Origin of the sequence: Anaerotruncus sp. G3(2012) (genome assembly GCF_000403395.2) — a bacterium.
In the GTDB taxonomy this organism is placed as follows: domain Bacteria; phylum Bacillota; class Clostridia; order Oscillospirales; family Ruminococcaceae; genus Anaerotruncus.
The window spans coordinates 49,695-72,594 of record NZ_KE159677.1 but is presented as its reverse complement, the minus strand read 5'-3'; the positions used below and the strand labels follow the sequence as shown (position 1 = coordinate 72,594).

General features: G+C 55.3%; 23 protein-coding genes and 1 pseudogene. 17 read left to right on the top strand and 7 right to left on the bottom strand.

Annotated elements, in window-relative coordinates:
- Positions 1-153 precede the first annotated feature (153 nt).
- On the top strand, positions 154-1,242 hold the full coding sequence (locus C814_RS18535; protein WP_016316955.1) for an iron-containing alcohol dehydrogenase family protein: 1,089 nt from the start codon (positions 154-156) through the stop codon (positions 1,240-1,242).
- Between the two features lie 126 nt (positions 1,243-1,368).
- Positions 1,369-3,075 carry a dihydroxy-acid dehydratase gene (gene ilvD, locus C814_RS18530; protein WP_016316954.1) on the top strand — a complete coding sequence of 569 codons (1,707 nt, stop codon included), beginning with the start codon at positions 1,369-1,371 and terminating at the stop codon, positions 3,073-3,075.
- A 112-nt stretch (positions 3,076-3,187) separates the two neighbouring features.
- On the opposite strand, the gene C814_RS18525 is transcribed toward ilvD, so the two are convergent.
- Both C814_RS18525 and C814_RS18520 read right to left on the bottom strand, forming a co-directional pair.
- Positions 3,188-3,628: an RNHCP domain-containing protein gene (locus C814_RS18525; RefSeq protein WP_016316953.1), complete on the bottom strand. Its 441-nt coding sequence runs from the start codon at positions 3,626-3,628 to the stop codon at positions 3,188-3,190.
- A gap of 249 nt (positions 3,629-3,877) precedes the next feature.
- Complete coding sequence (locus C814_RS18520) at positions 3,878-4,837, bottom strand: hypothetical protein (protein WP_016316952.1); 960 nt, start codon at positions 4,835-4,837, stop codon at positions 3,878-3,880.
- Between the two features lie 712 nt (positions 4,838-5,549).
- Between C814_RS18520 and C814_RS18515 the strand changes: the two genes are divergently transcribed.
- Positions 5,550-6,644: a papain-like cysteine protease family protein gene (locus C814_RS18515; protein WP_016316950.1), complete on the top strand. Its 1,095-nt coding sequence runs from the start codon at positions 5,550-5,552 to the stop codon at positions 6,642-6,644.
- Positions 6,645-6,784: 140 nt separating this feature from the next.
- A complete protein-coding gene (locus C814_RS18510; protein WP_155846427.1) occupies positions 6,785-7,141 on the top strand; it encodes a hypothetical protein in 357 nt (118 codons plus the stop codon).
- Between the two features lie 103 nt (positions 7,142-7,244).
- Here the strand turns inward: C814_RS18510 and C814_RS18505 are convergent, their stop codons facing one another.
- Positions 7,245-7,697 (bottom strand): DIP1984 family protein, encoded by a 453-nt coding sequence (locus C814_RS18505; RefSeq protein WP_016316948.1) that lies wholly within the window; start codon positions 7,695-7,697, stop codon positions 7,245-7,247.
- Positions 7,698-8,074: 377 nt separating this feature from the next.
- On the opposite strand from C814_RS18505, the gene C814_RS18500 reads away from it, so the two are divergent.
- The 12 genes from C814_RS18500 (at position 8,075) to C814_RS18450 (ending at position 19,637) form a co-directional block, all read left to right on the top strand.
- The gene (locus tag C814_RS18500) at positions 8,075-8,386 is read left to right on the top strand and encodes a hypothetical protein (protein ID WP_016316947.1); all 312 of its coding nucleotides are present in this window, start codon (positions 8,075-8,077) and stop codon (positions 8,384-8,386) included.
- Between the two features lie 4 nt (positions 8,387-8,390).
- Positions 8,391-9,425 (top strand): V0D/AC39 family V-type ATPase subunit, encoded by a 1,035-nt coding sequence (locus C814_RS18495; protein ID WP_016316946.1) that lies wholly within the window; start codon positions 8,391-8,393, stop codon positions 9,423-9,425.
- Positions 9,426-9,658: 233 nt separating this feature from the next.
- A complete protein-coding gene (locus tag C814_RS18490) occupies positions 9,659-11,647 on the top strand; it encodes a V-type ATP synthase subunit I (protein WP_016316945.1) in 1,989 nt (662 codons plus the stop codon).
- A 285-nt stretch (positions 11,648-11,932) separates the two neighbouring features.
- The gene (locus C814_RS18485) at positions 11,933-12,361 is read left to right on the top strand and encodes an ATP synthase subunit C (RefSeq protein WP_031219883.1); all 429 of its coding nucleotides are present in this window, start codon (positions 11,933-11,935) and stop codon (positions 12,359-12,361) included.
- Positions 12,362-12,372: 11 nt separating this feature from the next.
- A complete protein-coding gene (locus tag C814_RS18480; RefSeq protein ID WP_016316943.1) occupies positions 12,373-12,681 on the top strand; it encodes a V-type ATP synthase subunit F in 309 nt (102 codons plus the stop codon).
- 28 nt (positions 12,682-12,709) lie between these two features.
- The gene (locus C814_RS18475; RefSeq protein WP_016316942.1) at positions 12,710-13,315 is read left to right on the top strand and encodes a V-type ATP synthase subunit E; all 606 of its coding nucleotides are present in this window, start codon (positions 12,710-12,712) and stop codon (positions 13,313-13,315) included.
- A gap of 15 nt (positions 13,316-13,330) precedes the next feature.
- A complete protein-coding gene (locus tag C814_RS18470; protein WP_016316941.1) occupies positions 13,331-15,088 on the top strand; it encodes a V-type ATP synthase subunit A in 1,758 nt (585 codons plus the stop codon).
- 20 nt (positions 15,089-15,108) lie between these two features.
- Positions 15,109-16,503 carry a V-type ATP synthase subunit B gene (locus C814_RS18465; RefSeq protein WP_016316940.1) on the top strand — a complete coding sequence of 465 codons (1,395 nt, stop codon included), beginning with the start codon at positions 15,109-15,111 and terminating at the stop codon, positions 16,501-16,503.
- 22 nt (positions 16,504-16,525) lie between these two features.
- On the top strand, positions 16,526-17,146 hold the full coding sequence (locus C814_RS18460; RefSeq protein WP_016316939.1) for a V-type ATP synthase subunit D: 621 nt from the start codon (positions 16,526-16,528) through the stop codon (positions 17,144-17,146).
- A 164-nt stretch (positions 17,147-17,310) separates the two neighbouring features.
- Positions 17,311-18,009, top strand: coding sequence for a DUF6033 family protein (locus C814_RS24265; RefSeq protein ID WP_016316938.1), 699 nt, complete (start codon positions 17,311-17,313; stop codon positions 18,007-18,009).
- A gap of 11 nt (positions 18,010-18,020) precedes the next feature.
- The gene (locus C814_RS18455) at positions 18,021-18,719 is read left to right on the top strand and encodes a DUF6033 family protein (RefSeq protein WP_016316937.1); all 699 of its coding nucleotides are present in this window, start codon (positions 18,021-18,023) and stop codon (positions 18,717-18,719) included.
- A 90-nt stretch (positions 18,720-18,809) separates the two neighbouring features.
- Positions 18,810-19,637, top strand: coding sequence for a hypothetical protein (locus C814_RS18450; RefSeq protein ID WP_016316936.1), 828 nt, complete (start codon positions 18,810-18,812; stop codon positions 19,635-19,637).
- A 13-nt stretch (positions 19,638-19,650) separates the two neighbouring features.
- On the opposite strand, the pseudogene C814_RS18445 reads toward C814_RS18450, so the two are convergent.
- The 4 genes and pseudogenes from C814_RS18445 to C814_RS0105405 all read right to left on the bottom strand — a co-directional run.
- A pseudogene (locus C814_RS18445) lies at positions 19,651-20,163 on the bottom strand (relaxase); the annotation flags it as partial.
- A 34-nt stretch (positions 20,164-20,197) separates the two neighbouring features.
- The gene (locus C814_RS0105410) at positions 20,198-20,404 is read right to left on the bottom strand and encodes a helix-turn-helix transcriptional regulator (protein ID WP_031219880.1); all 207 of its coding nucleotides are present in this window, start codon (positions 20,402-20,404) and stop codon (positions 20,198-20,200) included.
- The gene (locus tag C814_RS18440) at positions 20,401-21,066 is read right to left on the bottom strand and encodes a DUF3796 domain-containing protein (protein WP_016316934.1); all 666 of its coding nucleotides are present in this window, start codon (positions 21,064-21,066) and stop codon (positions 20,401-20,403) included. Before C814_RS18440 ends, C814_RS0105410 begins: the two co-directional genes overlap by 4 nt.
- 303 nt (positions 21,067-21,369) lie before the next feature.
- On the bottom strand, positions 21,370-22,209 hold the full coding sequence (locus C814_RS0105405; RefSeq protein WP_016316933.1) for a hypothetical protein: 840 nt from the start codon (positions 22,207-22,209) through the stop codon (positions 21,370-21,372).
- Between the two features lie 271 nt (positions 22,210-22,480).
- Here C814_RS0105405 and C814_RS18435 point away from each other — a divergent pair, with 271 nt between their 5' ends.
- Positions 22,481-22,831, top strand: a complete 351-nt coding sequence (locus C814_RS18435; RefSeq protein ID WP_016316932.1) for a helix-turn-helix domain-containing protein — start codon at positions 22,481-22,483, stop codon at positions 22,829-22,831.
- Positions 22,832-22,900 lie beyond the last annotated feature (69 nt).

The following is a 22,900-nucleotide window of genomic DNA, read 5'->3' as shown; positions in this document are numbered from 1 at the left end:
CGCAGGCCCCACCCCGATGGGGCAAAGTGCGCTTTTTACCTGCTCTTTATCCAAAAGTTTCGTCCACCTTTTCAAAGGTGGCGGGGTCGAGGGGCGGAGCCCTCGCTGCCGCGCGTACGCGGTGGGACAAAACGCGAAAGGAAGATTTTTCACATGGAAAAGATCGTATTGGATACCGCAATCAAATTCGGCGCTGGACGCTATCGCCAGGGCACCGGGATTCTGGAGATCTGCGGAGAAGAAATCTCCAAATTCGGTAAAAAAGCGTTTATCGTTGCGGGCGTCCGCGCATGGGAGGCTGTGAAAGACCGCCTTCTCCCCGGCTTTCAGCAGGCGGGGCTGGACTATGTGCTCGTGTTTTATTCCGGCCAGTGCAGCTATGAAGCCGCAGAGGAGTATGCCAAAAAATGCAAAGACGCGGGCTGTGACGAGGTGGTCGGCGTGGGTGGAGGCCGGATTATGGACTTTTCCAAGGCGGTCGCTGAGTATGCCGGCCTGGGTACGGTGAACATCCCCACCAGCATCTCGACCTGTGCGCCGTTCACCTGCATGAGCGTCATGTATACTCCCGCCGGTGCGAAAAAAGACTGCTGGCGCTACAGCCACGAGCTGGATGCGGTTCTGATGGACATGGAGGTCATCGCCAACTGCCCCATCCGCTACACCGCTGCCGGCATCCTCGACGCGATGGCCAAGCGGATCGAGATTCAGAACGGCAAGCCGGTCATGACGCTCGACGAAAACCAGATCAACCTGTTCAGCGCTTTTCGGATGGCGCAGTATACCTATGAAGTACTTGAGCAGTACGGCCCGCAGGCGATCGAGGATAACCGCCGGCATAAGGTCACCAAGGCGCTGGAGGACGTAGCGTTTATCGCTGTCGCGCTCACCGGTGTGATCGCCAATATCACCCACAGCTTCAGTCAAAGTGCGATTGCCCATTCGATGTATGACGGGGTGCGCACCCACTTCACCAACGAGGCTGCTGGTGCGCTGCATGGTGAGATCGTAGCGGTCGGGCTGTTTGCCCAGCTCCATTACAACCAGCTCGGCGCCGAGCGCGACGCCCTCAAGGAGTTCATGCGCGGCATGGATATGCCTCTGACCCTTCAGGAGCTTGGCGTCCCCGCGACCGGGCAGAACCTCAGGATACTCGAGGACTACCTCATTGACTCCCCCTATGTCGCCCCGGGGGAGGAAAGCCTGGCACTGCTGCACGAGGCAGTCCGGCAGATGTGCTGACCCTTTTTCCATACAGTATCGTTTCCAGGCAGCCACTTCGATTGTAAAAATCGGTATGGCAAACGCGAAATGCGGGAGCGCAGCCGTTTTGATACTCTCTACAAGATCAAAAAGGAGCGTTCAACCATGAATTACGAAAAAGAGTTTGAACTGAAAGACCCCAGCTACCGCAGCAGCACATTGACCAACGGGCTGGCCCGCAGCGGGCAGCGCGCCCTGCTCTATGCCACCGGCATGGACGAGGAGGACCTGAAAAAGCCGTTTGTAGCGGTTATCGGCTCCTTCAGCGAGATGGTCCCCGGTCATGCCCATCTGCGCGAGCTGGCGGACTATGTCTGCCAGGGGGTCATTGAAGCGGGCGGAGTCCCCCGCCGCAGCGAGACCATCGCGATCTGTGACGGCCTCTGCCAGGGCCACAAGGGGATGCGTTATCCGCTCGCAAGCCGCGACCTGATCGCTGATTCGATCGAGATGGTGGTCGAAGCCCATCACTTTGACGCGATGGTCCTGCTGCCCGGCTGCGACAAGATCATCCCCGGGATGCTGATGGCTGCAGCCCGGCTGGATATCCCGGCGGCCGTCGTCCCCGGAGGGCCGATGCTGCCCGGCAATGTGGGCGGCAACCCGCTTTTCTGCTCGAGCGAGCTGAGGGAGTTCCCTGGCCGGGTGGAAGCGGGCATCATCACCCCGGACTATATGAAAGAGGCAGAAAAAGCGACCCTTCCAACCGTCGGGAGCTGTGCGCATCTGGGCACCGCCAATTCGATGTGTATGCTCAGCGAGGTGCTCGGCATGGCGCTGCCCGGCGCAGGCACCGCACCGGCGGTCTCGAATAAGCGCAAACGGATCGCCAAGGCGAGCGGACGCGCGGTTATGCAGCTGCTGCGGGAGGGGATCACCCCGCGCAAAATCCTGACCCGCGAGGCCCTGCTCAACGGTGTTGCCGGCGCAATGGCGACTGGATCTTCGACCAATCTGGTGCTCCATCTGATGGCGCTTGCCCATGAGGCAGGCGTGGAACTGAATCTCTCGGATTTCGACCGGATCAGCCGGGAAGTGCCGTTCGTCTGCAACCTCCAGCCTTCGGGGAAATACCCGATTGTATCGCTCGACGCGAGCGGCGGTATCCCCGCAGTGCTCAAGACGGTGGAACCTCGCTTGCACCGCGAGGTGATGACAGTGGCCGGAAAAACGCTGGGCGAACTGCTGGATGGATATACCGCCAATCCCGATGACGTGCTCAAGACGCTCGAAGCCCCACAGAAGCCGGAAGGCGGCATTGCTGTGCTTTACGGCAGCCTTGCACCGCGCGGTGCGGTGGTAAAACAGTCGGGCGTACGGGAATCGATGGCGCATTTTACCGGTAAGGCCCGGGTGTTCGACTCAATGGAAGAGGCGGATGCCGCTGTCAGCGCCGGGACGATCAGAAAGGGCACCGTCATTGTGATCCGGTACGAAGGCCCCAAGGGAGGCCCCGGGATGCGTGAGATGCTTTCCACTACCGCGCTCATTATGGGGCGCGGCATGGATGAAGACGTTGCGCTTGTGACCGACGGGCGGTTCTCGGGGGCGACGCATGGCCCCTGCATCGGGCATATTTCTCCCGAAGCGGCGGCAGGCGGCCCGATCGCCTTTGTGCAGGATGGTGACGAGATCGAGATTGACATCCATGCCCGCACACTCGAACTGCATGTCCCCGCAGAAGAGCTGGAGCGGCGCAAAGAGGGCTGGCAGCCGCTGCGGAAACCCCGTCTCCCTGCGCTGGCGAAATATGCCGCATTGGTCAGCTCGGCTGATACCGGGGCGATTCTGGATACAGCCTCCCTTGGATAAGGCAAAGGGTACAGCCGGCATAGGTTTCTCTGATCATATCGTTCCCCCTTCCCATATCGTATAGATATGACAACAGGCGTCCGGCATAAATGGCCGGACGCCTGTTGATTTTTTAAAAATGCGAATCTGGCTCTAACGAGCCTGCTCCGCCCATGAGCGCGGTCAATTCGCTGATCCGTTCCAGCGGGAACGGCGGTTCGGCCAGCGGTTTCATGGCAATGGACATCAGCTTCATCGGGTTGTCGTCCGCGGCAGCGCGGTTGGAACTGAGCTTCCCGCAGCGGCGGCACCTGTGGATGATTGCCCATTCGCCGCCCTTGCGCACCCACACACCGATCGGCTCCATGATGCCGCCGCATTCGGATGCGCGGTCTCCGGGCAGTTCGTCCACATGCAGGCTGGATAGGCAGTTGGGGCAGTGGTTGCGGTGGTCGCTCCCTGCGCCTGCCGCAACGACCGGACGTCCGCAGACTTTACAGGTAAAGCTGTCGTGACACGCGTGCGTTTTATAATATCCCTTTTGTTTTTGGATTCGTTTCTGTTCGCGATTCATAAGCTCCTCCGAAAAGTATGTTTTTTCACATCCTTCCGGGAGGTTGATAGCCAAAGGTGCACTCCATACACCGGCGGGCTTATGCCCGCGGCTTTCAATGCGGGGTGGCACTGAAGCCGTTTGACGATATCGTCAAAACGCTGAAATACGAGTACTTCGATTCTAACAGCAAACCTCCCGGCTTTCTGCTATTACCGATGCAGCATATTTTTTCTGTTTTTTCATAACGCAAAGATTCCTTTCCGATTGTCAATAGTTCCAATAGCTGTCCGGCATCTCCCGGTCGAGCCGGCTGGAGACAGCATGGTCCGGATCCAGGCCAGCCTGCTTTGCCTCTTCGCGGGTATATTCCCTGTCGCTTCCGTCAAATTTATAGACGGTATGCCGCTCCCGCCAGTTGTCGCGTTTCTGCTGGTAGCGTTCGGCTTTGCGATCTTCGGCGCGCTCCCGGGACTCCTGCGAAGCCTTGTAGACGCTGTATCCGCCGTTGTAGAGGTAACAGCTGTCAAAACAGACCTCGTAGTCGGCGCCGTAGTTCTGCGCGTTGAGCGCAAGCCAGGCAGGGGTCAGCGCGCTCTCGGAGAACTCCACCGATGCGATCTGGAGGTTGTCCAGATAGTAGTAGACCAACCCGTCGTTTGCCTTAACCAGCAGGGTGTGCCAGCCTTCCTCGAGCTCAAGCGAGAGATACTCCTGGTCTTTGGTATCGTAATACCGGCTTGTGGTTGACCATCCGGACTTGATTGCGGGATTGGCGTACTGAACCGCCAGAGAGCCGGACCCGTTGGTCACGACCGCCATCCCGGGCATCACGTCGGAGTTGCCGCCGTACACATCCACCCGGAACTCCGCGCGGCGGCGTCCGGGGTTGCCCTCGACCCATGACTCGTCGATCTTGATCTTGGCGGCTGCGGTCCAGACCGCTCCCGGTGTCTTGTTGACAGCCATCCTGCGGCCCTGTAAGGCGTAATAGTTCCCCTGCATATCGGCAGGCCGGTTGGAGGCGGCTCCCTCCCGCCCGACGCTCAGGTAGAGCTTGCCGTTTGCATAGTCGAACCCCTCCGGCTCATAGCGGTCGGTCTGCCAGTAATCGGCGTTCGCGCGGTTGGAGAACCCGTCTCCGGTGAGCAGGGTCGCCGCGGAAACCGGCGCCGAAAGCGCGGCTGTCAGCGCGAGCGCAAGCCCCAAAATGCGGGCAGTCTTTTTCATAAGTCGTTCCTCCCTTGGCCGTTTGTGTGCGATGGGGTTCCGCTGCGTACGCACAGCGGCGGGGGTTCTGCCCCTTGACCCCGCAGCCTCTGAAAAGGCTGGCAAAACGCTTTGTTCACGAAAGTGAAGGCTCCGGTTCCAGTATACCAACAGCAGAGCAAAAAAGCAAGCAAAGAGAGGTAAAAAAACGGCCTCATCCGGCCGTTCCTGCCTGTTTTAAGAATCCCCGTACCCTCCCTCGCCGCAACAGTCAATGCGTGGTTGTGCAGTGTCAGTGGTAACAATGCGCGTGTTACAATGCTGGGCATAACAATCAACCGGGGAATCGAACCCCGCACGCAGGCCCTTCTGCGCGTCCATATGCTCGGTCCCTCACAGAACCATGTCCGGCTCTTTCCACGGCCGGAAGCGGTCGCATTCGCCCTGTCTGCGGCTACCAACAGGCTTATCGTTTGCAGTCCGTGGGCAACGCCCCCCTGCAGAACATTTTGCTGAATCCGCCAGCTGTCCATCCGGGCTGAACAGCATCGTATATCAGTATCTTAAATATCATAAGAATTTTAACTCATATAATAAATATTAATAATGTATTTACAAAAAATATTAAATGTGTTATAATTATTTTATTAATGAAGAAAGGAGATCATAACTATAACAAATCCAAGGTAAACTAAAAATTCAGAAAAGGCTTTGACAGAGAGGAGATATAAAAATGTTAAAAAAAATTATAAGCTTTGTTGTGTCGATAGCAGTATTGATGAGTCTATCAGTGGTGGCATTTGCATCCGGGAAATCAGACAATATTCATGAAATTTTTTCTGAGGAGCAATTATCTTGTATACAAAACTTACTATCAAGTTGGATGGTAACGGAAAAAGAGACTCCCTTGATTAGTGGAGATCAGTTACAGCTTGGAGGCCAAATACCTGTTTATGAGTATACAGATTTTAACATTTCAGAATTTAGTCAAGTCAGTTATTATCCTGTGTATTTAAATAATGTAGTTATAGGCGTATTGGGCGTCCACGGAGATAAGGCAAGCCCAACGTATTCTTTTAGTCAGGACTGGGCATCGAATATAAACAAATACTTAAATAATGGACAAGAAGATTTTTGCATTATAGTCACTAATGATAGTCTTTATTTTAAAACAGATGAAGATGTACAGATAATTGAGGAGTACAGCTTTGCAAGCTCTTCAATAGAGCATTTAGAGAATGGTTATAGTGATAAAAAGATGGGGCAAGATATGAATCCAACGGACTATTACTCAGCGAAAGAACGATATTCATTAGACATTCCGTTGCAGTCAAGAGGGGCTCAGGTAATAGAGGTAAATGTAGGAACCTATAAGCAGTCTTATGGGGAATGCTGGGCCGTTTCAGTGATGTTAACAGGGAAATTTTTGACAAAAAGCAACAAATATACTCCTTTGCAGATTGCTGATAAAATGGGAATAGGTTATAATGAGGGAGCGTATGATTCAGATGTTGTAAACGCTTTAAGCAAGTGTTATGATATAACAGGAAGCAAAAAAGGAAAACTAACACCTAATCAAGTTAAAACATACATGAATAACCAGAAACCTGGTATTATTAATTGGCAATCTACAAATTTTGCGCATTACACAGTGCTTTGCGGCTTTTCTTCCGATTCTCTTGCAGGGGAGTACGGCATTAGAGTAAGCGATTCTAATAGTGGAACATATAAATGGCTCTACAAAAAAGGAAGTCCCTCCTCTGCACTGAATTTCCAATACACATATGGAAGCATTGTATACAACTGGTATTCAACGATAACAACTTGAAAATCATGGGGAATATAAAACGAAATTTTCTGCAATTTTTCGCGGGAATCATGATAGCACTATTGCTGATAGGGTTATCCTGTGTAAAGATTTACGCAGGACAATCAGCGACGCTCTTATACGAAACATCAAAAGGAGAGGTGCTCGCAGAGAAGCGGCTCAACTGTCCGGATGAAATCGAGCAGCTTTGCTGCCTGCTTTCGGATGGGTCCGATCTGCGGGATCGGGATGGGCAGATTATAAAGCGGGGCGGTGGGGCGATCCTTCGGATCACGGTGGCCGATGAGGAAGGAGTATCCCGGTCGTATACGGTTTATCGCGCAGTTCCTGAATCATTGGGGCGAGAAGTGATGGTAATTCGGGAAGAGAGCGGAAGAAAACGCTATCAGGAGCCGGAAAAATTTGAGAATCTGGTTTTATTGACAGAGTATCATCGGTCGAAAAGGTGCCCGCAAACGGGTGCCGAACAGGGTCTCTTGGTGCGTGAAATCAACTGACAGTTGTTTTATACCGATCATGAAGAGGGGCTTTTTCCCTGTGGAAAGGCCCCTCTTTCCGTTCTTTTGAACGATAATGCATCCGAAAGAATGGAAGGGGTTTTTACAAAAGCTCGGTGGACCAGTTGGCGGACTGGATGGCGTTGTCCACCTCCCGCAGCCGGCGGGAAAGCACATCCGCCTTTTTCTGGTACTCGGGCACCGGTATGGTGCTTAGAATCCGGATCTCCGAACGGGTGGCCCGGCGGGTCAGACTGCTGGCGGAGGCCAGGAAATCATGATAGGTTTGCAGCCGCAGCTTCAGACAGTCCCGGCGGGCCAGCAGCTCGGTCAGCGTGCCGGATTCGGTCCGGGTTTCGCTGTTGGTGCGGTTGATCCGGGCAATCAATCCTTCCAGCTGGGCGACGCAGTCCTCATATTCCTCCATCAGGGCGGCCGGGTCCTCGGCGGGCTTTTCCCCTTCTTGGACGGTTGCGTTGTTGCACAGACGGCTGGAAAGCTGGCTGATCCGTTTTTGCAGGCCGGTACGAAGCTGCAATGCTTCCGCAAGTTTCATGGCAAAGTCCTCCATCCGTTTTTTTCAGTATAGCAAAAGCTGGAAGGCCCGTCAAGGTTTTGGCCCGGATGGAAGCCCGAGGAATAGGGGGAAGGATTCACCCTATCATCTGTTTTTAAGATGGGGTTTTGTGCCGGAGGGGTATGTGCAAATTCAACAAGTCAGGTCGCTTTTAGATAAAAAAATATACAATTAGCACAGAGAAACTTTGAAAAAAGAATTTCGTTTAAAATTTAACTTGAAAAATTTCCGTAATCAGGCTAAACTAGGGACGTTTCCAAAAGTTTGTTTTTCACTGGATGGAAAATAATAGAGGGACAAAACGGAAGCCATATTTTTGCGATTGCCAGACATGAAGAAAAGAAAGGGTGAGCTTTTTGGAAGAGGTAATCAGGCGCCTGATCGAGTATGACGAAAAGGGACAGCAGCTTGTGCGGGAAGCACTGGATCAGCGCCGGGAAGTCATGAGCCGCATGGGGGACTACAAACAGGAGATGGCCAACCTTTACCGGGACCATCTCGCGCGGCATATGGAAGACTGCCGCCGGGAGGCACAGGCCGAAAAGGAAGAGCAGTTTGTGGAAGCCCGGCGCAGGTACGACCTCCAGATGGAACATCTCCGGCAGACCTATCAGGAGAACGGGGAACGGTGGATCCGGGAGATCGTCTCCCGCTGTATAGGCGGGTGAGGCGATGAACAGATCCGCGAATGCAGCCCTGGCAAAGGTGCGGGCGATGTATGGGCAGATGCTCACCCGCACACAGTACGACGACCTGATCCGCCGGCAGAGCGTGCAGGAGATTTCCGCCTATCTGCGGGAAAAAACCAGCTATGCCGCCGCGCTTTCGGGGGTGCAGGACAGCGCCATCCACCGCGGGCAGCTCGAAAATCTGCTTCACAAGGACCTGTTTCACCAGTATATCCGGCTGGTGCGGTTCCTTGGCCCCCATCACCACATGGGTTTTTATGTGGTGATGGACATGGAGATCAACCTGATCCTCACCTGTATGCGGGATCTGATCTCCGGGCATCCCGGGACGATGGTTGCGGAGATTCCCGCGTTTATGAGCGCTTATGCGTCGTTTGACCTGTTCGCGCTCGCACAGGTGCGGGATTTCTCCCAGCTCCTTGAGACAGTCGCGAATACCCCCTATGGGACGGTATTGCGGCAGTGTGCACAGGCAGATGTCCGGGACGGCAGGGTGGATTATACCGCAGTGGAGGTCGCGCTGCGCACCTATTATTACACCACCCTGCTTGGCTACTGCGCGAAACTGCATGGGGAAAGCCGCAGGCAGGTGCAGGAGCTGATCAGCCTGCGGGCGGAGACGAGCAACCTCAACACCATCTTCCGGCTCAAAACGACCTTCCAGGCGCCTCCCGAACGGATCCGGAAGATGCTGCTGCCGGTCCGCTGCCGGATCGGGGAAAAGCAGCTCGACCGGCTGGTGGAAGCCCGCGATGCGCAGACGTTTATGAAGATGCTGTGCAGCATCTCCCCCTATAAACGGGCGCTTTCGCCTGAGATGAACTACATCGAGAGCGGGACCGAAGCGATCCGGTGCGGGCTGATCCGGCACAAGCTGCACTTCTCGACCGACCCGCAGGTGGTGTTTCTGGCCTTTATCCTGCTGCGCCAGATCGAGGCGGAAAACATCATCCGGGTGATCGAGGGGGTCCGTTACCAGCTTCCCCCCGAACGGATCGGCAGCCTGCTCTGCCACTAGGAACCTGCATCCACAGTAAGGCGAAACCATGCAGGCAATATTTTGTGTATTGCAGGGTTTTGCAGCGCGGCAGGCCGGCAAAAGGCCTGTTCGGGCGGCGTCAAACACTTGTGAATACGGGTTCTAAGGGCTGTCTGGAAAAACGGAATCTTCGTCTTTTTCCGTTTCAAGCAAGCCCTACCAAGCGTGGGGCCGGAACGGTCCGGCCCGCGCGGAAGAAAGGACGAATCGCCATGTCTATTGCCAAGCTTTCGCTGGTAAGCATTATGGGCGACATGAAGCATTTGGACGACGTGCTTCTGCGGGTGATCGAAAACGGGGCATTCCACCCCGAACCATCGATCCATACTGCGGGGGAGGTCGCCGGGTTCAAGCCGCTTTCGGACGAGAACCCCTATGCCGAAATGCTCAGCCATGTGGTCGATCTCGGTGTGACCGCCGGGATTCACCCGGAATACATGCCGCAGTATGTGCAGAAGGAGGACCTGGAAAAGGTTATCCAGACCAGTGCTGACGATTACAAACAGTTTTACACCCGGTTCAAGGAGGAACTGGACGCGCTGCGGGAACGCCACAACACACTCCAGCGGGAGATCGAACAGGATGAAGGCGCGCTGGTGCATATCTCGCACCTGGTCTCGCTGGACGTCCACTTTGACAAGATTTTCAACTGCCGGTATACCAAGGTCCGGTTTGGGCGGATGCCGGTCGACAGCGAAGCCAAACTCGCGCTTTATAAGACCCGCCCGTTTATCTACAAATCGTTCGATACCGAGGAGGACTACAACTGGAGCGTCTATTTCTGTCTGACCGACGACGCCCCCGAGATCGACAACCTGTTCTCCTCCCTCTATTTCGAGCGGGTGCGGGTGCCCGAGTTCATCCATGGGACCCCCGAGGATGAGATCGCGCGGATCAAGGCGGAGCTGGAGAAAAACCGCGCCGAGCGGGAACGGGTCAACGAGCAGTGCAGGCAGCTGATTGCCCAAAACAAGGAGGAGTATTTCCGGCTCTATACCCGGCTCAAATTCCTCTCGGATTCCTTCAACCTGCGCAAATATGTCGCGGTGCTCAAGCGAAACTTTTTCGATCTGTTTTACATCACCGGGTTTGTGCAGGAGGAGGATGCGCAGGCATTCGCCGCTGTGTTTGAACCGCTCGACGGGGTAACCGTTGAGCTGAAGCCGCACGATGCGGACAAACGTCTGGTCCCGCCGACCAGGCTGAAAAACGGCTGGTTTTCCAAGCCGTTTGAGATGTTCGTCGAGATGTACGGCTTGCCGGCCTATGGGGACTTCGACCCGACCCCATTTGTCGCCTTCACCTACTGCCTGCTGTTCGGCATCATGTTCGGGGATCTCGGGCAGGGGCTGCTGCTCGTGCTGGGCGGATGGCTGCTCTGGTGGAAAAAACGGCTGAACATCGCCCGGGTTATCAACCGCATCGGGATTTTTTCCTGCATCTTCGGGACCTTCTATGGCTCGGTGTTCGGGTTTGAACATCTGCTCGACCCGTTCTACCAGAAGGTGTTCGGGCTTCCGGGCAAGCCGATCGAGGTCATGGCCCCCGAGAATACCAACCTGGTGCTGCTTTCGGCGGTTGCGCTCGGTGTGGTGCTGATCTGCTCGTCAATCCTGCTCGATATTTATATCAGCGTGCGCAGGAAGGACTGGGAACGCGCATTTTTCTCCGCCAACGGCATAGCGGGATTCCTGTTCTATGGGTCGATCCTGTTCGGTGCGGCGGTCCTGTTCCTCACCGGGAAAAACTATTTCACGGAAGCCTATATCACGCTGTGGATCATCCTGCCGCTGATGCTGATCCTCTTTAAGGAGCCGCTCGGTGGACTCAGCCAGGGCAAAAGCGCGGAGGAAGCCCGCCCGGAGGGCGGCTACACCGGCTATGTGCTGATCGGCTTCTTTGAACTGTTCGAGGTGGTTCTGAGCTTTTTCTCAAACACCATGTCTTTCCTGCGGGTGGGCGGGTTTGTTCTGAGCCACGCGGGGATGATGGCAGTGGTGTTCACCCTCTCGGAGATGGTGTCCCATTCGGTCAGTCCGTTTGTTCTTGTTGTCGGGAACCTGTTCGTCATCGGCATGGAAGGGCTGATCGTCGGCATCCAGGTGCTGCGCCTCGAGTTCTATGAGATGTTCAGCCGGTATTTCGACGGGGACGGCAGGCCGTTTGTACCGATCCATGTCACTACCGCCGAGGAAGCGTAACCCCCGCAAGACTCAAAAGTTTCGCCCGCCTTTTCAAAGGCGGCGGATTCCAAAGGCAGAGCCTTTGGCCGCGCTCCGCACTGCGAGCCGCAGCGAAGCGTTTCGAGCGCAACCCGCCGAAGGCGGGCTCTTGGCGCGAGATGAGCGCGGAACGCCTTCCTGGGCGCTGGGCGCCCGCCTGAGAAGCGCCTTTTTCGGGTGAATTGCCGCGAAGCGGCAGGAGGGTGCTTTTTGCAAGAAAAAAGCACCTTTCCAGATATAATGAATTTGGAGGGATTTTCTATGATGATGTTGTTTGTTGTTCCGACGATGGCTGTCCTGTTTGCCGCTCTGCTGCTTCTGCCGATGCGCAGAACACAGACGGTCCATACCGGTGTGAAAAAGCGGGTATTCGCCAACCTCGGCGTCTTTATGGTTGCCGCCCTGCTGCTGGTCGCGCTCTCTTCCGGCGTCTCTGCGGAGGCCGCTCCTGCCGCAGCGGAGGCCGCGGCAGCTGCATCTGGTTCGGGCATGGGCTTTATCGCTGCCGCCCTCGCAACCGGGCTTTCCTGCCTGGGCGCGGGCATCGCGATCGCTTCCACCGCCCCTGCCGCAATCGGCGCGTTTTCCGAGGACCCCAAAGCATTCGGTAAGGCGATGATCTTCGTTGTGCTTGGTGAGGGCGTCGCGCTCTATGGGCTGCTGATCTCGATCCTCATCATCAACAAGCTCTGAGGAAAACGGCGATGAAATTCTACGCATTGAGCGACAATGTCGATACCGCAATGGGGATGCGTCTGGCGGGGATCGAAGGGGAGGTCCTTCACACGGCCGAAGAGGTCTCCGAGGCAATCAAACGGCTGGCGGCGGACCCGCAGATCGGGATTGTCCTGATGACCGAAAAGCTGGTCAATGCCTGCCCCGAAACAATCTACCGCTATAAGCTCAGCCAGAAACGCCCGCTGATCGTCGAAGTCCCCGACCGGCATGGAAAAGGGGACGTCTCCCAGATGATCGAGCGGTATGTGGGCGAAGCGATCGGCGTCCAGCTATGACGCGGGAATGCATACGAGGTGAAACGACATGCCAAATACAGTAACCCACAAACTCGAATTATTTGAGGAAGCGATCCTTGCGAAGGCCGCCGCCGAGCGGCAGGAGGCTGAGCAGGTGACCGAACGGATGAAGAAGGCCGAGCTGGACAAAGAGGAAAACCGGCTTTTGAACGGCCTTTACCAGCAGATACAGGACCAGATCCACCAGATGCAGACCGAGAATGTCAAGGAGATTTCCCGGAATGCGCGCGACCTGAAAAAGCAGCTCTACCAGCAGCGGGAGCAGTATCTCGCGGAGATCATCGCCCGCGCCCGGGCCGAACTCGCGGTCTTTTCCAAAGGGCCGGACTATCCCGCCTACCTCGAACGGCAGACGCAGAAGCTCGCCGCAGACTGCCCGGACGATCTGCCGGACGCCGAACTGCTGCTGCGCCCTGAAGACCTCCCGCTTGCCGGACAGGTCAAGTCGGCCTTCGGCAGGGAATGCACAGTCGATGGGTCGGAGCAGATCCAGCTTGGCGGGGTTCTGCTGCGCAGCAGGGCCCGCGGGATCGAGGTGGACCTGACCCTCGACTCCGCGCTGGCTGAACAGAAGGACTGGTTTTTCAGCCATTCCAACTTCCATTTAGAATAAAGCGGGGTGAACGGTTTGCAACCAGTTGTCTATTCGATTAACGGCCCGGTCATCACCGTGGAGGGTGCGACCGGCTTCCAGATGATGGAGATGGTCTACGTCGGGGAAAAGCGCCTGATCGGTGAGGTCATCAATATCTCGTCCAGCCGGACCACCATCCAGGTCTATGAGGTTACCACCGGGCTGCATCCGGGCGAGCCGGTCTCCGGCACCGGCGGGCCGCTCTGCGCTACCCTCGGCCCGGGCATCCTTTCCAACATCTTTGACGGGATCGAACGCCCGCTCGACGTGATTGCAAAACAGTCGGGCGCATTCATCCCCGAGGGCAGCGACATCCCGGCCCTCGATATTGAAAAACAGTGGGAAACCACCATCCGGGTCCGGGAGGGCGACCAGATCAAGGGTGGGGACGTCTACGCCGCCTGCCAGGAAACCGCAATCATCGAGAACCGCGCCCTCTGTCCGCCCGGCCTGACCGGGACAGTCGTTTCGGTGGTTCCGGACGGGGCATACCGGGTCTTTGACCCGCTGGTCGTTGTCGAGGACGGGCAGGGCGTCCGGCATGAACTCTGCCTTGCCCACAAATGGCCGATCCGGGTACCGCGCCCGGTGGCTGAGCGCCGCCCGATCGAACGCCCGCTGATTACCGGCCAGCGGGTGATCGACACCCTCTTCCCGGTTGCCAAGGGCGGCACCGCCGCAGTGCCGGGCGGGTTCGGCACCGGCAAAACGATGACCCAACACCAGCTCGCCAAATGGAGCGATGCGGATATCATCGTCTATATCGGCTGCGGCGAGCGCGGCAACGAGATGACCCAGGTGCTCAAGGAGTTCGGCGAGCTGATCGACCCCAAGTCGGGCAAGCCGCTGACCGCCCGCACTGTTTTGATCGCCAACACCTCCAATATGCCGGTCGCGGCGCGCGAAGCCTCGATCTATACCGGCATCACCCTCGCCGAGTATTACCGGGATATGGGCTACCATGTCGCGGTCATGGCGGATTCGACTTCCCGCTGGGCCGAGGCGCTGCGGGAAATCTCCGGCCGTTTGGAGGAGATGCCCGCCGAAGAGGGGTTCCCGGCCTACCTGCCCTCCCGCATCTCCCAGTTCTACGAGCGCGCGGGCTACATGGAGAACCTGAACGGCACCGAAGGCTCGGTGACGATCATCGGGGCGGTCTCCCCGCAGGGCGCGGACTTCTCCGAGCCGGTCACCCAGAACACCAAGCGGTTTGTCCGCTGCTTCTGGGCGCTCGATAAGAGCCTCGCCTATGCGCGCCACTATCCGGCGATCAACTGGAACACCAGCTACAGCGAGTATCTGGACGATCTCGCGCCCTGGTACGCCAAAAACATCTCGCCCGACTTCATGGCCTGCCGGCAGCGGATCGCCAACCTGCTGCTCGAAGAGAACAAGCTGATGGAGATTGTCAAGCTGATCGGCTCGGATGTACTCCCCGATGACCAGAAGCTGGTCATCGAGACCGCCCGGTTGATCCGGGTCGGGCTGCTCCAGCAGAACGCCTACCATCGGGACGATACCTATGTCCCCCTGCCCAAGCAGCTCAAGATGATGCAGGTCGCGCTTTATTTCTACGACAGGTGCAGCGCGGTAATCGCCCAGAACCTGCCGATTTCGGAGATTCTCGAAACCGGGCTGCTCGATTCGATCGTCAAGATCAAATACGACGTGCCCAACGACCGGCTCGACCTGTTTGACAACTACTACAAAGAGATCGACAGCAAGCTGGAACAGCTTGTCCGGCAGCTTTAAGAGAGGAGGCTGGATTTCAGATGCTTCAATTTACAGGACTCAGCGAGATCAACGGGCCTCTGATTGCGCTGGAAGGGGTACCGAACGCCGCCTTTGAGGAGATGGTTTCGCTCAGGATGGACAATGGGGAGAACCGGTTCGGGCGGATCGTCCAGATCGACGGCGGGCGCGCGGTGATTCAGGTTTTTGAGGGGACGCGGGGCATGTCGCTCGACAACACCCGCACTACCCTGCTCGGGCATCCGATGGAGATGCCCCTTTCCCCCGAGCTGCTCGGCCGGACGTTCAACGGCGCGGGCCGCCCGATCGACGGGCTGGGGGAGGTCTTTTGCGAGAAGAGCGCGGACATCAACGGCAAACCGCTCAACCCGGTTTCCCGCGAATACCCGCGCAACTATATCAACACCGGCATCTCGTCGATCGACGCGCTTGCCACCCTGATCCGCGGGCAGAAGCTGCCGATCTTTTCCGGCTCGGGCATGGGCCACAACAAGCTGGCGGTACAGATCGTGCAGCAGGCCCGGCTTTCGGGCGCGGATGCGGACAGCTTTGTGATCGTCTTTGCTGCAATGGGGGTCAAGAACGACATTGCCGACTATTTCAAACGCTCGTTTGAAGAGGCGGGGGTCATGGAGAAGGTGGTCATGTTCCTCAACCTCTCGAACGACCCGATCATCGAACGTATCCTCACCCCCCGCTGTGCGCTGACGGTTGCGGAATACCTCGCCTTCGAACGGGGGATGCATGTGCTGGTCATCATGACCGACATTACCTCCTACTGCGAGGCGCTGCGTGAGTTCTCCTCCTCCAAGGGGGAGATTCCCGGGCGCAAGGGGTTTCCCGGCTACCTCTATTCCGACCTCGCGTCGCTCTATGAGCGGGCCGGGATCGTGGAGGGGTGTCCCGGCTCGGTCACGCAGGTGCCGATCCTGACCATGCCCAACGACGATATCACCCACCCGGTCCCCGACCTGACCGGCTATATCACCGAGGGGCAGATCGTCCTCGACCGCCAGCTCGACCAGACGGGTGTTTATCCGCCGATCTCGGTACTGCCCTCTCTTTCCCGTCTGATGAAGGATGGCATTGGTGAGGGATACACCCGCGCCGACCATTCCGACTGCTCCAACCAGCTGTTTGCATCCTATGCGCGGGTGCAGGATGCGCGGGCGCTCGCGTCGGTCATCGGTGAGGAGGAGCTTTCGGATACCGATAAAAAATATATGTTCTTCGGACGCAAATTCGAGGAGCATTTCGTCAACCAGGGCGCACAGGAGGACCGGCCGGTCGAAAAGACGCTCGACCTCGGATGGCAGCTGCTCTCGCTGCTGCCCCGGGAGGAGCTTGACCGGGTGAACGACAAGGTGCTCGACCAGTTCTACAAGCCCGAACAGGCTGCGGAGAAGTTCGCATGACCGCGGGAGAGGAGGCCGGAGGATGGCAAACCCGCTGAATATCACACCGACCAAGGGGAGCCTGATGGCGGTACAGAAATCGCTGTCGCTCTCGACGCTCGGGTTCGACCTGCTCGACCGCAAGCGCAACATCCTGATCCGTGAGATGATGCTCCTGATCGACCGGGCCAAACAGCTCCGCGGGCAGATCAGCTCGACCTATCAGGAGGCGTACGAGGCGCTTCAGGAGGCGAACATCACGCTGGGCATGGTGCAGGAGCTTGCGGAGGCGGTCCCGGTGGATGACAGCGTGCGGATTTCTTACCGGAGCGTCATGGGGGTCGAGATTCCGAATGTGAAGATCGCCGAGCAGCAGATCGAAATCTGCTACGGCTTCGACCGCACCAATTCCCGGTTTGACCACGCTTATGTCTGTTTCCAGAAGGTCAAGCAGGTCACCGCGCTGCTCGCCGAGGTAGAAAACAGCGTCTACCGGCTGGCTAACGCGATCCGCAAAACCCAGCGGCGCGCCAATGCGCTCGAAAATATCGTGATCCCCCGTTATCAGGAGACCGCGAAGTTCATCACCGATGCGCTCGAGGAGAAGGACCGCGAGGAGTTCAGCCGGCTCAAGGTGATCAAAACCCTCAAGATGAAAAAATAAATCACCCGGAGCGGGACGCCGAAAAGCGTCCCGCTTCTGTTTGCCACAAAGCTGGAGGATGCTGGGCCCGACCGTATGTGTGCGTTGTATGTTGGAAAAATCCTGCCGAAAGGTTCAGTTGCGGAAATTTCTGCCGACAATTAAAGTAAAGGGAGGTCGGCAGGATGGTTTCATCGGTGGAAAATCGGGATGTTGTGCCTTTTCGGGTACGTCAGGCCCATAAGGGCGCGCAAAATCTGAGTGTTTCGGGCGCGGGCTTTCTGGATACGGTCGCTGCGCTGTACCAAAACAACGACCGGGTCGCGGCCTATCGGGCGCATCTGGAAAAGAAGTATGGGAAGGTGACGATCCAGGACGTCCCGAAAGATCAGGAGAGCCTTGAACGTTTGGGCAGGCAGATGGGCGGCAATGATGTTGTGATTGCGCCGAATATGCTGGAGCAGATGGCCATCCAGCCGGAAAAGGCCGCCTATTATGAGCGCAGGATTGACGACTTCTTCCGCGCAACCCCGGCATTAAAGGCGCAGTTTGCTGCACAGGGGCTGACCTATGAACCATGTGGCGTTGTGATCCATGCGGATGGGACGGTAACCTGTATCTGCGGCGGCGGGGACTCCCCCGAACGTGTGGCGCAGGTCAATGCGATCAATAAAGCCAAGCGGGAAAAACAGGCTGCGCAGCGGAAATCCCGGGAGCGGTTATGGCTGGAACAGGAGGCCGAACGGGATTGGCTGGCACAGCGGGAACTGGTGGCATCCTGTCTGCGCCAACGTGAAGGGGGAGCGGATACCAAAGTCGTCTGGATTCCAGAAACCAGCCAGATCGACAGCTGGTTGACCTTGCAATATGGCAGCCGTTATTAAGGAGGGAGGTCATGGCAGTGCGGGTTATGAACAGTTACAATGGATATGCGGCGCGGAATGCGGCGGGCATGGCCAGGAAAAAGGATGCGGAACAGGCGGTGGAAAAAGCCGGAAGCAGACCGGAAACAACCGCGGACTATGTCCGTGAACTGGAAAAGCTCGTCCCGAGCGTGGAGCTGCGGGTTGGAAATACCTTCGCATCTGCCAAAACCGGCAAGACCCTGACGATCAACCCCGGAATTCTGAATAAAATGCGGAACGATCCGGAGCAGGAAAAAGAAACCAAGGAGCTGATAAAAGGCGTAGAGTTCATGACAAAAATGATGGACAGCTTTTATAAGGCTACCGGACGGAAGCTGGTATACCGGCATAGCTATATAGATGAAAACGGGAAATATTACTCCTATGCTTATGTCAAAAAGGAGGATAAGTTGAGTCCGAAGCTTCGGGAAGAAAGGCGGAAAGCGACCGAAAGGCTGATCGAAAAAACCAGGGAAAAGACCGCGAAAAACAAGGCGGAACTGCAAAAGGCACTGGAACAAAAGAAAGCCGGAAAAAGGGATCCGGTGGAAGAGCGCATCCGTAAAAAAATCGCTGCTTCCGGGGATGGAATGATTTATCTGAACGACACAGATTTTCGCGCGCTTATCCGGTCTGCCAAAGGGAAGAACGGGAACCGGGCGGGCGCGAATCTGGATTTGCAGGCATAACGATAGCATCAAAGCACTTGTGAAAACAACGGGGTCGGAGACACACGAGCGTTTTCCGGCGTGTCCGAACAGGAAAGAGGAGGGATTTTGATGATGCAGATCAGTGGGTCGATCTATAATTCGCTGAAACTGATGAAGCTGGGGATCAAATGGCAGCAGCGGAAAGCGGACCCCACCAAGCCAAAGGAGGACGAAGAGGACCCGCAGCGGGCACAGCTCGAAAAGCATCTGCAAGACCAGCTTGAGAGTACCAACAAAAGCAACATTCTGGCAGCGATTGACGGTAAGCTGAAAGCGGGCGGGGAGCTGACCAAGGAGGAGCTGGAGTACCTGAAGGTCCATAATCCCAAGCTCTACGAGGAAGCGATGGAGATCAAGCGGGAGCGGGAAGCGTATAAGCATGCGCTGAAAAACTGCAAGACCAAGGATGAGGTCGAGCGGCTAAATACCAATAAGATGAACCAGTTCCTGAGCCAGGCAAAGACGATCAGCAGCAACCCCAATCTGTCGAAAGGGGAGAAAAAAGCACAGCTCGAAAAGATCCTTCGGCGGGTGATGGGGATCCGGGTGGAGCATAACCGGTTCATTCAGAGCAAGGCGTATCAGGATCTGCCGCGCGAGGAGGAACTCCGGGAAGAAAAGGAGAAAAAGAAGGCCAAGGTGAACGATACTGAGCAGCCGGAGCAGGAGCGGGAAGACCCGTTCGACCGCTCGAGGCAGGCGTCCGATGCGCTCGCAGACGAGCTTTCCGCCGCGTTTCGGGAGGTGGAACAGCCGGAGCGGGCTGAGACTGGGAATCCGGAAGGGAAGCCTGCCAAAGCCGATGTTCAGCCCGGCAAGGCAGTCACGGCAGATGTGGGTGCAGCGCTGCCGAAAGCGGAGCCTCCGGCCCCCCGGAAGCTGTCGATTACGACCTGATAGGAAAGGTCTGTTTGAGATTTTTGGAAGGGGGCTTTTTGCAGAAGAAAAAGTCCCCTTCCCCTGTAAAAAAAGAATCCCAGCGATTTAAAAACCGGGTGGCAGCTTCGGCTATGATAAACTCAATTTTACGCTGCTCCCGGTAGTTCTTGCGGGCTTTCTCTGTTTTCTGTGCTTTCAGCCCGTCACGGGCGGGTTTGGTCTTGATGTACGCCAATAGCTGTTTCTGTAAGTCCTTTTTCTCCCGCAAGGTGCTTTCCACAGCTTTCAGTTCCGCATGGACGTTTGACAACTCTGCACTGGCGGCGGTAAGGGCGGCTTCTAGTTCTTCCGGGGAAGAAAAGCCGGATTCCTCATAAATGCTTATGGTCACCGCCATTTGCTTCAAGTTGTGCAAGGTCGCCCATTTCTCGTAGCCTTTCCCCTTGCCCTTGGCTTTCTTGGCGGTTATGTCTACCATGCGTTGTACTCTGTCATTTTTCGGGGTGCTTATGGCGGCTTTACCTCGCTGTAAGCGGTCTTTTATTCTTAGCGATTTCCTTCGTCTGATTCCACACAAATCACTTGAAAACAAATATTTCTTCAATCGGTGCTTCAACAACTCTTGAAATATCAATCGCCAATTTAAGTGAGGGATTGTATTGTGCCTTTTCCAGCCGCATAATTGTTTCTCGCCGCACACCCACTTGTGCCGCTAACTGCTCTTGCGTCAAATCCTTTAATAGCCTATATTTTTTTAATCTACATTCAAAATCCGGCACACTCATTCCTCGCTTTCATCAAACTGTTCATCGTTGTCATAATGGTATAGCAGATATTCGCTAAGGAATATTTCAAGTGCTAAGGAAAGAGCTACGACAATAACAAAAGCAATTAGGGTATATTCAAGGCTATCCATGAGCTTTCCCTGTCCCAGAATGAGTATTGCAAGAAAAATAATGGACAGAGAAGTTTTGTTCGCTACGCTTTGCGCTTTCATTTTGTTTTCTTTGTATCGTTCATCTATAAAAGTATTTGACATTTTTCCCTCATAGAAAAATCCGAAAAAGCCAAAAAACAGGAAAAATACAAATGGAAATATTGTTTTGTCAACGCTATAAGTCCAAAATCCTAAAAATCCGGCAAATCCTAATAAACCTAAAAATCCCAGTTTGGGATTTATAATTCTGGTGGATTGCAAGGTTAATTCCCTACGCCTGTTTGTCATGATATATCTCAAAAGCAGTACAACAAGATACACAACATACAAGGCAAAAAATACGCCGGAAATAATCATAGGCAGGTCTTGTGCTCTGAAAACATATTCAGATAAATCCATAGGCGCAATAAATCTTGAATTGTTATATGCCATCGTGTACCATGAAGATATTGCTACAAGCAGAGCGCATATCACGCCTAGGCAAATTGTGAGTTTCGTTCTTTTCTTCATAATGGTTTCCTCCAAAGTGATATATTTGTCGCTTAACAAGATAAATATATCACTTTGCAAGCTGGCTGTCAATAGAAAAGATACAAATACATCACTTTTACAAAATACTAAGAATGACAAAAGCTGATATAGTAAAATCTCTACATCAGCTTTTCGTATTAGTCTGTGTTTCGGAAATAGTGGCTGCCGTCTATCAAATTCTTGAGTGTTACTTTACCGCACATGAGCATTTTCGCCGGGATTCTTTTGATTTAAAATGCACCGATTACGGGGTTGACTTTCCCGGTGGAGTAGACCCGGGAGTCAGTCGGAAGCCGGTGCCGCTGCGCCATAGTGTTCCAGAAGAGAGGAGAACGAGTAGCTGTTTTGCAGGCCTTTGCGTTCAAGCGCTCCACCTGCCGGAATGATGACCTTTCGTCCGCCGCTGATGCGGATCTCGAGTGAAACGTCCGGGAAGGCGCGCAGAGCCGCCATCACCATTTCAGGCATCTCCTTGTAAGTGGTGGCGCTGATGGAGATGGTTTCACCCGGCTCCGCTTTACGAATCTTAGAAACGACGGGATTCCAGAACGAGGCATTGGGGACAAGCACGCCGTTGCGGGCATAGCTCCAACTCGAGGTATCACCGTTGCCCCTGCCGCTCGGGCTGGCGGAGGATTTCGCCGGCTGAACCGGGGCGGGGGCGTCCGTCACCGCTGCTGACGCCGCTGTACCGTAGTGCTCCAGAAGGGAGGAGAACGAGTAGCTGTTTTGCAGGCCTTTGCGTTCAAGCGCCCCGCCTGCCGGAATGATGATCTTTCGTCCGCCGCTGATACGGATCTCAAGTGAAACATTCGGGAAAGCGCGCAGAGCTGCCATCACCATTTCAGGCATCTCCTTGTAAGTGACAGCGCTGACGCGGACGGTTTCTCCCGGCGCTGCTTTGCGAATCTTAGAAACGACAGGCTTCCAGAATGAGGCGTTCTCAACAACCACGCCGTTGTAGATAGAGCCCCCGCCTGATCCGCCTCTACCGCCTCTGCCTCCGCCGCCTCTGCCACTGTCGCTGTCCCTTATGCCCCCGTCCGCTGTCACGAGGATTGCCCCTGCTCCGCATGCCAAGACCAATGCAATCACGAGCAACAAGGATAGTGCTCTTTTCATGATGGAAACATCCTCCTCTAAATATGATTTTTCTGAAGTCTCCGTCCCGCCCGGAAGTGGGGTGGGGAGCCATATTTTTATAGTTAAAAACGGCGGTGTGAAGGTAACAGGGCGCGGTATATAGTGCTTTGGAACCCGCTGGATATCCAGTTACACTAGAATCATATAAATTAACTACATAATCATAGCATTAATTGAAGATATTGTCAATCCTGGATTTCTTGACTAACTACATTTATTTTGTTATGCTGGACAGGAAAGAGGTGATACCATGAATCTGTCCGACCGGATCAGACGGATCATTCAGGAAAACGGCCTGAAACAAAAGGAGTTCGCCCAAAGCATCCATGTGACCGAAAGCTACATTTCTAAGCTGCTGCGGGATGAAAGCGGGGTCTCGCGGTCTACCGCGTCACTCATTGAGGAAAAGTACGGCTATCGCGCTGAATGGATTTTGGATGGGGCCGAACCTCGGAAGGTCCACGCCGAAGAAAAGGACCTCGCCCCCATCCAGCGCAGGATCATTGCCGATATTGAGCAGATGGATGAATCCGAACTGGTTGCGGTGCGGGCGTTTATCAGCTCGCTTGGAGAGTATAAAAAAACGCTCGGCATCGGCTGATATATGCCCTCAGCTCCCTGCTGGGGGCATTTTTTGCAGCTGCTGTTTGATCGGGTTTACACAGGCTGA

Excerpts from the sequence above, each read along its gene's own strand:
- C814_RS18535 (WP_016316955.1), top strand. The coding sequence starts at position 154 with ATGGAAAAGATCGTATTGGATACCGCAATCAAATTCGGCGCTGGACGC.
- ilvD (WP_016316954.1), top strand. The coding sequence starts at position 1,369 with ATGAATTACGAAAAAGAGTTTGAACTGAAAGACCCCAGCTACCGCAGC.
- C814_RS18525 (WP_016316953.1), bottom strand. The coding sequence starts at position 3,628 with ATGAATCGCGAACAGAAACGAATCCAAAAACAAAAGGGATATTATAAA.
- C814_RS18520 (WP_016316952.1), bottom strand. The coding sequence starts at position 4,837 with ATGAAAAAGACTGCCCGCATTTTGGGGCTTGCGCTCGCGCTGACAGCC.
- C814_RS18515 (WP_016316950.1), top strand. The coding sequence starts at position 5,550 with ATGTTAAAAAAAATTATAAGCTTTGTTGTGTCGATAGCAGTATTGATG.
- C814_RS18505 (WP_016316948.1), bottom strand. The coding sequence starts at position 7,697 with ATGAAACTTGCGGAAGCATTGCAGCTTCGTACCGGCCTGCAAAAACGG.
- C814_RS18495 (WP_016316946.1), top strand. The coding sequence starts at position 8,391 with ATGAACAGATCCGCGAATGCAGCCCTGGCAAAGGTGCGGGCGATGTAT.
- C814_RS18490 (WP_016316945.1), top strand. The coding sequence starts at position 9,659 with ATGTCTATTGCCAAGCTTTCGCTGGTAAGCATTATGGGCGACATGAAG.
- C814_RS18485 (WP_031219883.1), top strand. The coding sequence starts at position 11,933 with ATGATGTTGTTTGTTGTTCCGACGATGGCTGTCCTGTTTGCCGCTCTG.
- C814_RS18480 (WP_016316943.1), top strand. The coding sequence starts at position 12,373 with ATGAAATTCTACGCATTGAGCGACAATGTCGATACCGCAATGGGGATG.
- C814_RS18475 (WP_016316942.1), top strand. The coding sequence starts at position 12,710 with ATGCCAAATACAGTAACCCACAAACTCGAATTATTTGAGGAAGCGATC.
- C814_RS18465 (WP_016316940.1), top strand. The coding sequence starts at position 15,109 with ATGCTTCAATTTACAGGACTCAGCGAGATCAACGGGCCTCTGATTGCG.
- C814_RS18460 (WP_016316939.1), top strand. The coding sequence starts at position 16,526 with ATGGCAAACCCGCTGAATATCACACCGACCAAGGGGAGCCTGATGGCG.
- C814_RS24265 (WP_016316938.1), top strand. The coding sequence starts at position 17,311 with ATGGTTTCATCGGTGGAAAATCGGGATGTTGTGCCTTTTCGGGTACGT.
- C814_RS18455 (WP_016316937.1), top strand. The coding sequence starts at position 18,021 with ATGGCAGTGCGGGTTATGAACAGTTACAATGGATATGCGGCGCGGAAT.
- C814_RS18450 (WP_016316936.1), top strand. The coding sequence starts at position 18,810 with ATGATGCAGATCAGTGGGTCGATCTATAATTCGCTGAAACTGATGAAG.
- C814_RS0105410 (WP_031219880.1), bottom strand. The coding sequence starts at position 20,404 with ATGAGTGTGCCGGATTTTGAATGTAGATTAAAAAAATATAGGCTATTA.
- C814_RS18440 (WP_016316934.1), bottom strand. The coding sequence starts at position 21,066 with ATGAAGAAAAGAACGAAACTCACAATTTGCCTAGGCGTGATATGCGCT.
- C814_RS0105405 (WP_016316933.1), bottom strand. The coding sequence starts at position 22,209 with ATGAAAAGAGCACTATCCTTGTTGCTCGTGATTGCATTGGTCTTGGCA.
- C814_RS18435 (WP_016316932.1), top strand. The coding sequence starts at position 22,481 with ATGAATCTGTCCGACCGGATCAGACGGATCATTCAGGAAAACGGCCTG.